The organism is Psychrobacter sp. van23A (genome assembly GCF_030845275.1).
GTDB classification, from domain to species: Bacteria; Pseudomonadota; Gammaproteobacteria; order Pseudomonadales; family Moraxellaceae; genus Psychrobacter; species Psychrobacter faecalis.
In genome coordinates, this window is sequence record NZ_CP132595.1 from 2705337 (window position 1) to 2720064 (window position 14728).

The window sequence follows — 14728 nt, forward strand, 5'->3', positions numbered from 1 at the left end:
TACTAGGTAGCGTATTTATGGCTGCGCGTTACGGCAACCAAGGACAGTAGTTATGTGGAAGAATATGGGATTAACGGGCAAGATTATTGTTGCCATGGTGCTGGGTATCATACTGGGTTTATTTATAAACTACTCAGGATTAAACACCGAAGGCAGCTTTGTTAGTGACTATGTGACCAATGGCTTATTTGCCATTATCGGTAAGCTGTTTGTTAACTCGCTAAAAATGCTGGTTGTGCCCTTGGTACTGATTTCGCTTATTTGCGGGGTTTGCGGCATCGGTGATATTCGCTTGCTTGGTCGTATCGGTACCAAGACCTTTTTTATCTATATGATGACAACGGCGCTGGCTATTGCCACTGCGATTGGTCTTGGTGTGTTGTTTGGCATCGGTAAAGGCATGGATATCGAGACGGAAGCGGCATTTGAAGCGCAATCAGCACCGCCTCTGCTCGATGTATTCTCCAATATTATCCCATCCAACCCCATCAGCGCGATGGCAAATGGCGATATGTTATCGATTATTTTCTTTGCTATCTTAATCGGTATCAGTATCTTGATGGTTGGTAAACCTGCCAAAGGCTTGGTGCAAAGCTTGGAGCTTATTAATGAGGTCATCTTAAAGATGGTGACCATCATTATGAACCTTGCGCCTTATGGTGTGTTTGCGCTACTAGCAAAAGCCATGTCAGAGCTTGGCTTAGACCTTATCTGGTCGCTGCTTGGTTATGTCGCGGTATTGATTGGCTCGCTTGCTTTCCATTTCTTTGTGACCATGATGATTGTTTTAAAGATTGCTTCAGGCCTATCGGTGCGAACCTTTTTAACAAAAATGCGCGAAGTACAGATTTTTGCGTTTAGTACGTCAAGCTCAAACGCGACGATTCCGATTACCTTGCGTACCGTCACCAAACGTATGGGCGTCAATAACTCTGTTGCTTCGTTTACCGTGCCATTTGGCGCCACCATCAATATGGATGGGACGGCGATCATGCAAGGGACGGCGACCATTTTTATTGCCAATATCTATGGCATTGATTTGGGCATCACCGAGTATTTGACCGTTATTTTGATGTCGGTACTTGCTTCTGTTGGTACGGCAGGCGTTCCAGGTGTTGGTTTAATTATGCTTTCAATGGTATTTGCACAAGTAGGCTTGCCAATCGAAGGTATCGGCCTTATCTTAGGGGTCGACCGTATCCTTGATATGTTGCGTACTGCCGTCAACGTCAGTGGCGATGCTGCCGTAACCGCTATCGTCGCCAAGTCAGAAGGCAAAATGGATCTAGCCATTTATAACGACCCTGATGCAGGTACAAAAGACGTTTTCGATGGTCATATCGATGAAAACAGCGAGCGCGAATTCTCTGAAGTCTTTAGCGATGGCATTATGGGCAGTGAATACGACGATATTAAACGTGGTTAGGCCAAGCATGGCTGGTGGGTAATATCAATTAGTCACTTATAAAAATGCATAATAAAAACCTCAGCCAAATGGACTGAGGTTTTTTTCTGTCTTGAGTAAGGTTTGGAAATTGATATATAGACGAAATAACTTAAGGCTGTGTGACCCCTGCCGTCAATCCCGTATATATAAACTTGGGAGATTTTGATTACGCAGCCTGACGATAATAATCAAACCACACCTGTCTTGGCGATTTATAGCCTAAACCCTTTTGAATCCTAGTCTGATTATAATATAACTCAATATATCCAATGATATCTCTGATAGCTGCAAACCTTGTTTTATAGTCTTGGTGATATACTAGCTCGTTCTTCAATATGCCCCAGAAGCTTTCTATGGGTGCGTTGTCAAAGCAGTTGCCTTTACCGCTCATTGAACCTGTAAACTGATGCTGCTTGATGATCTTGTGGTAAGCATGGCTACAGTACTGACTGCCTCTGTCAGAGTGAACGACTAGCCCTTTGCTTGGTTGTTTATTCTTGATGGCCATGTTCAATGCTTTGCATACTAGATCTGCGGTCATTCGCTTATTGATCGCATAGCCGACCAGCTCTTTGGTATATAAATCTTTGACTCCCGCTAAATACAACCAGCCCTCAAGCGTCCAAATATAGGTGATGTCACTGGCCCACGCTTGGTTAGGGCGACTGGCATCAAACTCTTGATCCAACACGTTTGGATAGACCAGTTTGTTGTGATTGGAGTCGGTGGTGACTTTAAAGCGTTTGTGGCGACGGCATTTGATGCTGTATTCCTCTTTGATGCTTCTGACCATGTAGGGACTGATGTTATGACCTTGCTCACTTAGATGCGCATGCAGACGCTCAACACCATAGCACTCATGAGTTTCACTGTGAGCGGCTTTAACGAGTAGCTCACAATGGTTGCGATGTATCTGCTGCTCGCTGATATCGCGACTCAGCCAGTCGTAGTAACTTGAATGCTTAACCCTTAGCACGCGGCACATAGTGGTGATGGTAAAGAAGTGCTGGTTATCTTTGATGAAGGCGTACCTGACTAGCTGTTTTTCGCGAAGTACGCCGTCGCCTCACTCGAGCATAGCTCTCCCCTTGCGTCGGGGCGAAGCAATGCTCCGCTTTATCCCTCCTCATTTAATATCTCTCGCTCCTCTTCGGCAACTTTGAGCTGTCGTTTGAGCTGCTTTATTTCTTGAAGAGCTGTCATAAGATCAGGGTCGTATTGCTCTGTGCCTTTGAGCTTGCCTTGGTTGGCTTTGTTATGCCAATTCGATAGCGTTTGCATGGCAATGCCAAGCTGCTTTGCGGTTGCTGAGATATTGCCATTATTGTCTGATATCTTCTTAACGGCTTCAGCTTTAAATTCTGTGCTATAGGTTCTTATTTTCTTGACCATGATAAACTCCGATTAATATGCTTAGTTTACCAAGTTTACTTGTACGGTTTCTTCAGCATAGCTCAGTGACGATACTGCTGGAATAAAGCTTTCTCAATTTATAAAGACTATCTCAACCTCAAAATAACTATCGTTAACCAAGCACATATTTGGTTAGCATTGCCAAACAAACCAACACAATCATCGGACGAATAAGTTTACTGCCGCCTTTAACGACCATATGCGAGCCAAAATACGCGCCGATCGTCTGCCCAACCATCATGGCCAGTCCCACTTTCCACAGCACATTACCGCCCAAGATAAAGAAAATAAGCGAGCCGATATTGGTAGATAAGTTCAGCACTTTTGCTGCGCCCGTTGCTTCGATAATTTGGCGACCACGCAGCGCCACATTTCCTAAAGCAAAAAACATCCCCGTACCCGGTCCCATATAACCATCATAAAACCCTATCAAAGGCGCCACTACTTTTTGCCACGTGCCTTCTGAGATACGTGGTGCGGCTTCTACTTCACCCAGCCTTGGAGCAAATAAAGTATAAATACCAATCGCCGCAATCAAAAACGGAATCAGTTTTTCTAACAAATCAGGCGGCGACAACTGCACGGCAATCGTCCCAATAACCGAACCAAGAAAAGCGGCGATGATCGCAAATTTGATACTTTTAGGCTTGATGACACCTTTTTTAATCATGGTAATAGACGCCGCGAGCGCACCCGATGCCGCTTGCAACTTATTGGTGCCCAAGGTTAGCACAGGCGGTATATTGGCAAGCAGCATAGCAGGAATGGTCAATAAACCACCGCCGCCCGCGATAGCATCGATAAAACCTGCCAGCGCCGCAACAGCCGTCAGCATTAAAATAATCTCGATAGAGAGTGATATGTCCATGACACTAACCTTGAAAATTTGGGGTATAAAAAAACAAACGCAACGTTAAAATTTGTGTAAAGGCGCTCATTATAAAGATAAAACCGTAAAAAAAACCAAAAACCTAGCAAAGTCTGCTAGATTTGTTATATTCGCGGCTTTATCAGTACGCCTTTTGGTAGGCTTCGCCTGTTTAAAAAAACCGCATAAAACCGTTAACGTATTTAATTGTTTATATGAATAAGATTGTGAGAAACTAGAGCTATCGGTCTGCTGCGTCATTTTTAATGATAAGTGCAGCATGAATGATGAGGGTTTATGGCTCGGCGAAATGCACTTAAGGAAGCCAAAGCAGGAAAGTAAGCAAGCCAGAACAATTTAGAAATTTGAAGTTTTTGAATGATTTAGCACGTTTTATTGAGTCAATGAGGATAATATGGCAATACAAAGAATCAGAGCATTTTTCAACCTCGAAGCGTCAGGCGGCATTGTCTTAGCGCTGGCAGCTATCGCGGCAATGATTATTGCCAACACCCCTTTTAGTACTTGGTATGAATCTTTTATTCACGCGCCCGTTGCCATTCAAATCGGTGGCTTTGCGATTGCAAAAGACGCCCATCATTGGATCAACGATGGTCTGATGGCGGTGTTCTTTTTTTTAGTCGGTCTTGAGCTCAAGCGCGAAGTGCTCATCGGCGAGCTCTCCAACGTCAAACAAATTATCTTACCCGCTGGCGCAGCATTGGGCGGCATGATTATGCCTGCTATTGTCTACCTGATTTTTAACTATAATGAACCTGAGTTTTGGAAAGGTTGGGCAATTCCGGCGGCGACCGACATTGCTTTCGCCCTTGGTATTTTAAGCTTACTTGGCAATCGCGTGCCAAACTCGCTCAAGGTATTTTTGGTATCCATTGCTATTTTTGATGATATTGGCGCTATTTTAATCATCGCCTTATTTTATACCAGTGACTTATCGCTCGGCGCGCTCGCTGTCGCTGCTTTGTGTTTGCCGTTCTTATACCTACTCAATCGCCGCAATGTTACTAGCATCACGCCATACATACTAATCGGTGTCATTATGTGGATTGCCGTGCTCAAATCGGGCGTTCACGCGACCTTGGCTGGGGTGGTACTGGCATTATTCATTCCACTATTTGACCGTACGGATCCTGAACACTCGCCGCTAGAAGAGCTTGAGCACGATTTGCAAAACACCGTTTCTTACGGCATTCTGCCTTTATTTGCTTTTGCCAATGCCGGTATCTCGCTTAAGGGTGCAGGCTTTGCGGAATTATTTCACTCCGTGCCACTCGGTATTGCGGCCGGACTGTTTATCGGTAAACAAATGGGCGTGATGCTGATGTGCTGGTTAATTTTTAAACTGGGTATTTCTACTATGCCAAAGGGCATGACCTTTAAGCAAATCTACGGCGCAGCGTTACTTTGCGGCGTTGGCTTTACCATGAGTTTATTTATCGGTGGTCTTGCTTTCGGCGGCGCGACACCATTATTTGACGAGCGCTTAGGTATCATTATGGGTTCAATCGTGTCTGGTATCGCAGGTTACTTGATGCTAAAAGCCACCTTAAAAGAAGAGGTCAGCAATACCTCGGTGGACTTAACCCATCATTCTTAAGCACTCATTAAGCGTGAGCGACTTATGGCTATCATGCTAAATAAGTCGCTTAATGCGCTTAAAATGGGTGGATAAAAGCAGACGATATAGAGTAGCTAATAATATGGATCCCATCGATATCGCTAAAGAAAATGCCAAAGAAAATAGCGCCAGTGCTCGGCAAAAAGCTGACCCCAACCCGGCAATTCACGCTTACCAGCGCCACGGACGCACGACGGCAATTGATGACCATAGCGACCTGCAAGTCTTAAAGCGTATTAAGCGTTATTTATTGCCAAAAGATTTTGTCATCTCGCCAGAGTTATTGCAGGAAATGGTTGCCGGCTACGATATTGGCGATCCACTAGCCGATGCATTAGCCGCTGACGGTATTCGTTTTGCTAAACCCTTGAAGCAATTTATCTTAAGCGACAGTAGTAGTGGCGATAGTAATGGTGGCAGTGACAGTAACTTCGATGCTACCCTTTTAAGCAACCCTGCATTTAATACCTTAACCGAGCAATTTAGCAGCCATCCTGCTTGGTTTGACCCCAAGCTTGCACAAATCGGTGCGGTTGCTTACCGACGTTATCCATTGATGCTCATTTGGCTGTTGCGCAATGTCGCGCTAATGGCCGGCTATAGTATTCCTGCCCTCTCCCTGCCGCTTATTCAAACGGGCGCCTTAATGCACGACGCCCTACCGCGCTTGATGCGTACTTACGCCTATATTCTAGCCGTCTCTGAACACCCACAACTAAATTCTAGTTCTTATAATAATCGTCAACCAATTGAGCAGGTATTGGCGATTGGCTCAGAAGGCTGGCGGCAGTCTATCAAAGTGCGGCAAATTCACACGACGGTGCGGCAAAACTTGCTCAAAGGTAAAGGCAATGCTGCTAAAGGTGTCATACCCGATGCCGACCAACACCACAATGTAGATGGCAGCTGGAACACCGACTATTGGGGTATTCCTATCAATCAAACCGATATGATTGCTACCCATTTGCAGTTTTCATTATTGATTATGCGTGGGCTACGGCTGCTTGGCGCCCGTATCAGCAGCGAGGAAGCAGAAGGTATCTTACATCTCTGGAATCTTGCCAGCTATTGGATGGGCGTTGATTTACAGCGCTTACCAAAAGATGAAGCCGCTTGTTGGGAATGGCTTTATACCTATTTATCAATTCAGCAGCTTGATTTTAAAATGGGTCAGCCACTGGCAAAAGCCCTGCACGATTTACCGCGGCAGCTGATGGGCGAGGACAATCGCCGTGGGCGTTTCGTTGAGATGGTCAATGCCAGCGTGACTCGTACCTTGGTCGGCGATGATATCGGCGATGGGCTGGATTTGCCAAAATCGAAAATCCGTTTTGGCGTCTTATCTTCGGTGCCGATTCTTTTTGCGCTCGATACCGCACGCCAGCACAATCAAACGGTGGCGGGAAAATTAGAAGCCTTCCGTGCTAAACGCCAAGATAATATGAATTGGTGGTTAAAGAAAAACGACGATTATTATAAATAACTTGTGCTAATTACAGTTACTTTAAGAAGAATAATCACTCAGTATTAGATAAAACCAATAACGAATAATATTATGCAAATCTATAACCATAACCAGAGGGCATAAGTCGAATATTATTAGTAGTAAATAGAATATATCAAGCCATTATCAACCGCCTCTACAATAACTATAATAAATCCGCAAAAGACGCGCTTGGTTTGATTAGAAAATGGTTTTACTGTAAACAATTCAATAAATCACCGCAAGCGACTGACGTATTAATTACGCGTATCTTGAATGCGGTAATACCACTCAAGTTGCCGATCAAACCCCGTCTCTAGCAAGCTGGCGATGACGCGTCCTGTCAGACCCCATATTGTTTCGCCATCCACTTGCCAGCTTGGCGTGAGGATGGTCGCGGTCTGACCTTGCATCGTATACTCTATCGCATACTCAACGGTAGGCTGCGTCAGCAAGGTTTCAAAATCTGCCCAAAAGATACGCGAGATTTCATCAAGCTCCGGCACTAACAGTAAATCTGGCGCAATTAGCGCCACAATGGGACGCACACTCATGCCACTTTTAGAGGTTTGAATCGGTAACTGACCAAGTAGCTGGACTTTATTGGGTGGCAGCGCGGTCTCTTCGCAGGCTTCACGCAAGGCGGTGATGACATTATTACCATCGCTGGCGTCATGTTTACCGCCTACGCAAGAGACTTCGCCGGCATGACTGTTCATGTGAGCAGCGCGGCGCGTCAGTAGCAGCTTGGGATGGCGCTCATGAGTGATGGCAACCAATACCGAGGCATCAGCAATCGGTGTCTGATACAGACTCTCTAAAATGCGCTCGCTAAGAGAAGTATGAGAGTTGTGGTATAACGCAGGATTGGTGACCGCATTTAAGGTCTCATGCTGCACGCGTTCCGCCAACTTTCTAATAGTGGGATAACGAATAAAGTCTGGCACAGCGACGGAAAATTCATCGAAATGGACAGACTGCGGGGGGAGTAACATTATTATTGCCCTATGTTTTTATTAGTATCAAGCATCAATGCCGTTAAACATAAATAACCATTAAATAGCCATTAAATAACCATTAAATAAGATGCTGATTACGCAAGTAAGCACTTTAAGATTACATGTTTTTAGGAAATATTTGTGGATAAGATTTTTTCATTAAATAAAATGCAGGGCAAGACCGATGATTGCCCGCAAAGATTGCCATTAATTATCATTGCCCTTGCTTGGGTTGGCGGTACTTTCGCCACCGCCATACTGGCGCTACTGGGCAGCTGGCAAAACGTCGCTATGATTTTGGGCTCATTTGGTGCCAGCTGTTTGCTTATTTTTGCCTATCCAGAGAGTCCATTTGCCCAGCCTAGAAACATCGTTGGCGGGCATCTTATCACCACTTTTACGGGGCTATCGTTTTTGACCTTGTTTGGTATCGAGTGGTGGAGCTTGTCGCTGGCGGTCGGTACAGCGATTGCGCTGATGCTATTGCTGCGCGTACCGCATCCACCCGCCGGCTCTAATCCACTAATCGTCATGCTCGGCGGCGTCAACTGGCATTTTTTAGTCACCCCTACGCTAATCGGTGCGCTTGCCTTGGTTGCAGTGGCGCTGATTTATAACAATATCGGTCGCGGTCGCCATTATCCGCGTTATTGGTAAATCCATCCTTCAAGGTAAAAGGTAAAGCGATCATTTATTATTCAACATCAGTCTAGTCTAGACTAGCGTAATCTAAAAGCGGCTGCATATACTTTATGTGACTGGACTGATGCGCAATCGCAGCGCTGACAATGACGCTTAAAAAACCTTATTTCATAAACGTAAGCCTAGCTACCATCAGTTTAGCAAAAATGTGTGCTTTTTATTATCACGACCAGTGCGATGGAAATTTGTGTTATCTTAGGCTTCATAGCTATGATGCCAGCTGACAAGCGAACGTCATAACATAAGAATTATAATTCTTACAACACCGATAACCTTTTTTCCATCTTTCGTTTATCTTATATAAGGCAGTTGATATGTGCTATTGTCTACAATGCGGCCATGAAGCAGAACGCAAAATACCAGCCACCGATAATATGCCGCGTTTGGTATGCCCAAACTGCAATTATATTCACTACGAAAATCCAAAAGTGATTTGTGGCTCACTGGTCGTACATAAAAATAGAGTGCTATTATGCCGCCGTGCGATTGAGCCGCAATATGGCTTATGGACGTTGCCCGCAGGCTTTATGGAAAATGGCGAAACCATGGCAGAAGGCGCGGCGAGAGAAAGCTTTGAAGAGGCGGAAGCAGTGGTTACCAACCCGCATTTATATTGCTTATATGATATTCCTGATATCGGGCAAATCTATAGCATTTATATCACCGAGCTAAAAGACGGCGCTTACGGTATTGGCTCTGAAAGTCTGGACTGCGCGTTATTTGCTGAAGAAGACATTCCATGGGATAAGCTTGCCTTTGAAGCCGTGCGCCGTACCTTAAAAAGCTACTTTGCCGACCGCAAGGAGTTTGACGACCATACCGACTTCCCTATTCATCAAGATTTGATTGGCAAAGACCAAGCGATTAAGCGTTATTAATACAGCTTTTTAAAATACTTACCGGCAATAAAAACCGCCGCTTTCAATACAAACACTGAGAGCGGCGGTTTTTTTATACAGTCAATGATTTGCGATGACTGATTTTGCGCTAAATTAACAACTAGCTTTTAATTTTACAAACGTTAAAGCCTAACTCTTTTACGGCTTCTTCTTTATCATACGGCGCTAGTACCGCTCGCACGTGTTTTTGACCTTGCAGATATTGCTTAGCGACGCGCTGCAAGTCAGCAACCGTCACAGATAATATCGCCGCGCGCATTTTACGCTGCCAGTCGACGCCGCGATGATGCAGATTGGCAAAGCAGGCTTTTACCGCCTCGCCTGCTGGAGAGCCAGGTTTATCCATACCTGAGATAATACCCAAAATCGCTTCTTCTAATTGCTCATCGGTTTGCGGCTCATTCAATAACCATTCGATACTGGCATCAAAATGGGCAAAAGTTTCAGCACACTGTGGATCGCGATAGCTAAAGAACTTAAAGGCGCACGCGTTGGCATCGTAACCTGCGCCGCCGCCATAAGCACCGCCGCGCTCACGAATGGCGCTATGCAAGTAGCCATTTCGTAAATATGGCGCCAACACCATTAAGGCAGCAGTATCAGGATGGTCTGCGGCTGGCACAGAATAAGCACTGGCATTATGATAGACGTTGGTCGGCACTAGCCACGCCAAATCGTCAGCGGTAACCTCTTCTAGTTGAGCGCCATCATTCTTACCATTGAGCGCCGAGTCTAACTGTAAATCTGCAAACTCACTTGGAATGTTCGCTTCAATAGCCGTTTCAGTATGGCTTAATTTTTCCGCAATTTGTGGCGCTTTACTGTCTTTCCAGCTCTCAACAATCAAATTGCTTAAGCGTTCGGTTTGCTCGGCTTCACAAATAATGACGGCGTGTTTTGGCAAGCTTATTATACGCTGATGTAAATCCATCAAGCTAATGGCCAACTTATCCCACTGCGCATCATCAGTACTGGCATGGGTTAAGAAGTCTTTGAGCGCGTTTAGTGCTGGCAGCCCGCTACGCACATATTCTAACTGCGCTTGACGACTCATGCCGCGACTGGCGGTTTGCATAGCATACGAATGCCCAGAACCGGCAAGGTTTGATTGCCAACCAGCTGCGCGCTGCTGCAAAATCTCTTTAATACGGTCATGCTCGCTAAAGACGCTGTGCTCTATGACTTCTTTAAGCAAATCAATGGCTTCAGGCTTACGATTTAGCGCGCGTGTAGCGACGACGAAGTAGCTGCTAATCGCTTGACTGTCATCGATATTGGTGCGCTGACTGATACGCGCCGTCACCCCTGATGAATGCGCCGCTTGCTTGGCCTGCATTTCATGTGCGCTTAGCGAATCCGTGCCCAGTTCTGACAATAAACTCAGATAAATAGGTAACAATGGATGATTAATCACTTCATCAACCGGTAGCTCGCTGGTGTTCTGATGACCAATCGCATCGGTCAACGGTACAATTATTTGATAATAGTATAAACCATTGGTACCGGCCTCATATTCAAATAAGGTGCTGTCTTGCCCGCTTAAATTCACTTGTTTTTGCGTGCCTTGTTTAAAGCTGATATCGGTCGGGACATCTTCTAAGCCAACTTTTGGCAATAAGCTTAAATCATCAGGCGCAGCTTGGCGCGCTGCCAAATCTAACGCTTGTTGTTTTAAGATGGCTTTATCGTCAGCAGTCAAATCCATCGCAATAGTATCAAGACGGGTTTGCTCAGCGGCTGCCAGACGGGCGGTTTTTTCACTGTCAGGTGTCAACGTGACTCGGACACGGTGTTGATTGTCTAACAAGTGCTGCTTAATTAAATTGGGTAACCACTGTTCGTCCTTTACTTGCTCACGCAGCCACTGCAAATGCTCATCAACTTCCCAGACATCGATAGGGTTGCCATCATGAATCGCCGTGCTAAAGCCTTCTAGCATGAGATTTAGACCATACGGCATGCTATCGCCGCCGATATGGCGCTGATCAATCTCGATTTGGTGCAGAATCGTCTCAATGGTTTCATCATCAATCGGTTGGCTCGCGACCTCTTTAAGCAAATCAAGAATGCCCTGCTCTACCGCTTCGGCGTGTTCAGGGTTAGAACCGCGCAGACCGGTATAAAAGACCATTTCATAATGACTGTCATCCAAACCTAGTAGCGGACTTGGCGCTTTACCAAGTGGATGGCTGTCCAAATACGCACGCAATGGCGAACCAGCATGCTCAACCAACACACCTTCTAATAGACGCAGTGCCAAACGCTGCTTGGGATCGGTAATTGACGGCAATAACCACGCCACCACATGGTGAGTTTGGTCTGGACCGGCTTCATCAGCAGTATAAGTATCAACCGCGCTAATTGGTGCAGACAGACGTTTTTCTGGACGTGAAACGTGCTTTTTACCCGCTTCAAACTGAATCAAGGCATCGTCATGAATTTTCGCTTGCGTTTGGGCAACTGGAATATTACCAAAGCTCATGATTACGCTGTTTGACGGATGATAATGGCTCTGATGAAATTCAACCAGCTCATGATGGGTCAAATCAGGAATATCAGCAGGATCGCCGCCCGAATTATAATGATAGGTCGTCGTTGGGAACAAATGATGGGCGACCGTATGATATAACTGGTCAATCTCGCCGCTCATCGCGCCTTTCATCTCATTGAAAACAATACCTTTAAACTGCAGTTTATCATTTTCATCTAATTCTACGCGAATACCTTCTTGGGCAAAATCGAGTGGATGAATATTGGGGAAAAACGACGCATCAAGATAAACAGCCAGTAAGTTAAAGTAGTCATTTTTATTTTGGGTGGCATACGGATAGGCAGTCCAATCGGCGGCGGTCATGGCATTCATAAAGGTGTTTAATGAACGTTTAATCATCGAAAAGAACGGGTCGCGGACAGGGAACTTTTCAGAGCCACACAAAGCCACGTGCTCTAAAATATGCGCCTCACCTTTTGAGTCCATTGGCTGGGTACGAAAGCCGACCAAAAAGGCATTTTCATCGCTTGGATGCGCCAAATGGTAATGCATGGCGCCTGTCTTGACGTGCTGGCTTATCAATACGTCCATCGACAATGCATCGATATGACGGTGCTCAAGCAGCTCAAACGCTGGATGTAGGGTTAAATCAGCGGTAAATGGCGTGTCAGTCATAGTTGTCCTTATAGAGTAACCTGATAGCTTCTTCGTTAAGCGCTCATGTGGCCGTTAACTGATAAAGCATCTCAGGATAAACAATCAAAAATGGAAAGGTTTATATTTATAAAATTGATTGGTCTAAAATTAATAGCGTTGTAAAAGTTATAAAAATAGCAGTGTTATACAAAATATAGGTAATCTTTAAATAGAGTGGCAATTATCAGCTAAAAAGGATTTGCCTAACGAAACTAGATGGGGCTTAGGGCTTGATAAGTCAAGATAGCGCTAGGAGAAAAATAATAACGCTTCAACAATACATCATAAAGATAGTGTGGAATTAACAAAGCATACTTAACAGCAGTCAGTAGTAGTGCTATAGTTGAAATCATCTGTCAAAAGGAGCAGCTCATGAGTTACGAACATATTTTATTGGTCACCGACTTGATGTCCGACGCTGATGTGGTCGCCCAAAAGGCCAAACGTATCGTCGAGAATCGTCCGAACGCCAAATTATCGGTATTACATATTGTCAAAGATACCATGGTCGGCTTTGGCTATGAGCTGGTGCCTGCCTCAAGCTTATACGATGAAATCGATGATGAACGCTGCCAAGAAGCGCGCGCCAAACTGGCTCAGTTTTTGGAGCGTAATGACTTGCACGCGGTCAACTCTGAAGTAACAACCGCTATCTCTAACAGTGAAGGTATCGTCAATTATTGCCATAAGCATGACGTTGATTTATTGGTCATCGGTCGTCATGAGCGCCACGGTATCTCGGCTTGGCTAAGTGGCGCGACGGCAGATAATATCTTGCCAAACGTTCCATGCGACAGCTTAGTGGTGCGACTCGATAAACCCGTTAATAAATAAGCCTAAGAACAGACCAAGCATCGTTCCGAAGTTATTTAAAATTATTAAAAAATCTCATTAACAAAAGCGCACTGTATGACAGTGCGCTTTTTTATTATTCGTGAAAACAGTAAATTTTCTCACCAATAATTTTACACGTATTGCTAACGTGAATCCTCTCTTAAAATATCGATAAAGCTTTGCCAAATGGGGCTTTGATGACGCGCTTTGTGCCAAACTAGCCACCACGTGCGCGCTAAATCAATACCCGCTACTTTCACCTGCACCAACTTCCCTGCTGCTAGTTCTGCTTCAATGACATACTGCGATAAGCAGCCAAGACCGATATCGGCGCTGACCATATGCTTAATCGCTTCTGACTGCTGAATCGCCATGACAATCTCGGCATGTGGCAGATGCTGCAATAACTGCTCATCGATGATTTGCCGCGTCCCCGAACCCGCCTCTCGTACCAGTAATGGCAGCCTTGCCAATTGTTCCGCGCTGAGCTCATAGCATTTTTCTTTCTCATTATAGGTCATGTCTGTCAACCATTTGCTATTAGATTTAGCAAATACCATCAAGGTATCGGTGCGCCAAGCGCGCTGCTCAATCACTTTCATATCTGTCGGGCGCGGCATACCTTCTACAAGCGCAATATCGATATTTAACTGCTCAACCTCGCCGACTACTTCTTGGGTATTAGCAATATACATATCGATATGGGCATCGGGTAGCGCTTCGTACAATTTGGCAAGCAGCGGTGGCAATACATAATTACCGATAGTCGTGCTAGCACCAATATGAATCTGCCCTGCTTGATGCTTATGATAATGCTCAAGGGTTAAAGCTTGTCCCAAAATCGCTTGTGCCTGTATATAAATAGGATGAGCATTTGGATGCTGATTAAGCCTGCGACCGACGCGCTCAAATAGCGGCATTTGCAACCGCGCCTCCAGCTCAGTGAGCGCACTGCTGACCGCTGACTGCGATAAATGCAGCTCTTCACTGGCACGGCTGGTACTGCCAGTTTGATAAATACTGACAAACACTGATAGCTGCTTAAGGGTAATCCTCGGTAGCAGCTGCATAACTTTTTTCATGATTGGATTACCTCTTGCACTGGCCTTTTGTCTTTAACTAATTAGGACACAACCTAGCCTACAACAACTTCTTAACCTAAAAAATCGATAGTTTATATCTTATTAATCTGTTTTTATTATAAATCGGTTTGTCTTATACTGTCTATTCATAAGCTTATGCTTATTTCGATTATAGA

At 45.1% G+C, this 14728-nt stretch carries 10 protein-coding genes and 1 pseudogene; 6 read left to right on the forward strand and 5 right to left on the reverse strand.

Annotation, left to right across the window (positions count from 1 at the left end; genetic code table 11):
* The first annotated feature begins 52 nt into the window (after positions 1-52).
* The gene (locus RAH45_RS11540) at positions 53-1426 is read left to right on the forward strand and encodes a dicarboxylate/amino acid:cation symporter (RefSeq protein WP_193032121.1); all 1374 of its coding nucleotides are present in this window, start codon (positions 53-55) and stop codon (positions 1424-1426) included.
* A gap of 187 nt (positions 1427-1613) precedes the next feature.
* Here the strand turns inward: RAH45_RS11540 and RAH45_RS11545 are convergent.
* Positions 1614-2839: pseudogene (locus RAH45_RS11545) on the reverse strand (IS3 family transposase).
* Positions 2840-2972: 133 nt separating this feature from the next.
* The gene (locus RAH45_RS11550; RefSeq protein WP_102077734.1) at positions 2973-3728 is read right to left on the reverse strand and encodes a TSUP family transporter; all 756 of its coding nucleotides are present in this window, start codon (positions 3726-3728) and stop codon (positions 2973-2975) included.
* 415 nt (positions 3729-4143) lie between these two features.
* Between RAH45_RS11550 and nhaA the strand changes: the two genes are divergently transcribed.
* On the forward strand, positions 4144-5346 hold the full coding sequence (nhaA, locus tag RAH45_RS11555; protein WP_193032119.1) for a Na+/H+ antiporter NhaA: 1203 nt from the start codon (positions 4144-4146) through the stop codon (positions 5344-5346).
* Positions 5347-5449: 103 nt separating this feature from the next.
* On the forward strand, positions 5450-6850 hold the full coding sequence (locus tag RAH45_RS11560) for an oxygenase MpaB family protein (protein ID WP_306495285.1): 1401 nt from the start codon (positions 5450-5452) through the stop codon (positions 6848-6850).
* A gap of 257 nt (positions 6851-7107) precedes the next feature.
* Here the strand turns inward: RAH45_RS11560 and RAH45_RS11565 are convergent, their stop codons facing one another.
* Positions 7108-7845, reverse strand: coding sequence for an NUDIX hydrolase (locus RAH45_RS11565; protein WP_193032115.1), 738 nt, complete (start codon positions 7843-7845; stop codon positions 7108-7110).
* A 144-nt stretch (positions 7846-7989) separates the two neighbouring features.
* Here RAH45_RS11565 and RAH45_RS11570 point away from each other — a divergent pair, with 144 nt between their 5' ends.
* Both RAH45_RS11570 and RAH45_RS11575 read left to right on the forward strand, forming a co-directional pair.
* Positions 7990-8505, forward strand: a complete 516-nt coding sequence (locus tag RAH45_RS11570) for an HPP family protein (protein WP_227514902.1) — start codon at positions 7990-7992, stop codon at positions 8503-8505.
* Positions 8506-8864: 359 nt separating this feature from the next.
* On the forward strand, positions 8865-9428 hold the full coding sequence (locus tag RAH45_RS11575; protein WP_193032113.1) for an NUDIX hydrolase: 564 nt from the start codon (positions 8865-8867) through the stop codon (positions 9426-9428).
* 121 nt (positions 9429-9549) lie between these two features.
* Here the strand turns inward: RAH45_RS11575 and RAH45_RS11580 are convergent, their stop codons facing one another.
* Entirely contained in the window at positions 9550-12615 is a 3066-nt protein-coding gene (locus tag RAH45_RS11580; RefSeq protein ID WP_198329128.1) for an insulinase family protein, read from the reverse strand.
* A 393-nt stretch (positions 12616-13008) separates the two neighbouring features.
* Here RAH45_RS11580 and RAH45_RS11585 point away from each other — a divergent pair, with 393 nt between their 5' ends.
* Positions 13009-13470, forward strand: coding sequence for a universal stress protein (locus RAH45_RS11585; protein ID WP_068403584.1), 462 nt, complete (start codon positions 13009-13011; stop codon positions 13468-13470).
* 143 nt (positions 13471-13613) lie between these two features.
* Here the strand turns inward: RAH45_RS11585 and RAH45_RS11590 are convergent, their stop codons facing one another.
* A complete protein-coding gene (locus tag RAH45_RS11590; RefSeq protein WP_306495286.1) occupies positions 13614-14552 on the reverse strand; it encodes a LysR substrate-binding domain-containing protein in 939 nt (312 codons plus the stop codon).
* Positions 14553-14728: the final 176 nt, after the last annotated feature.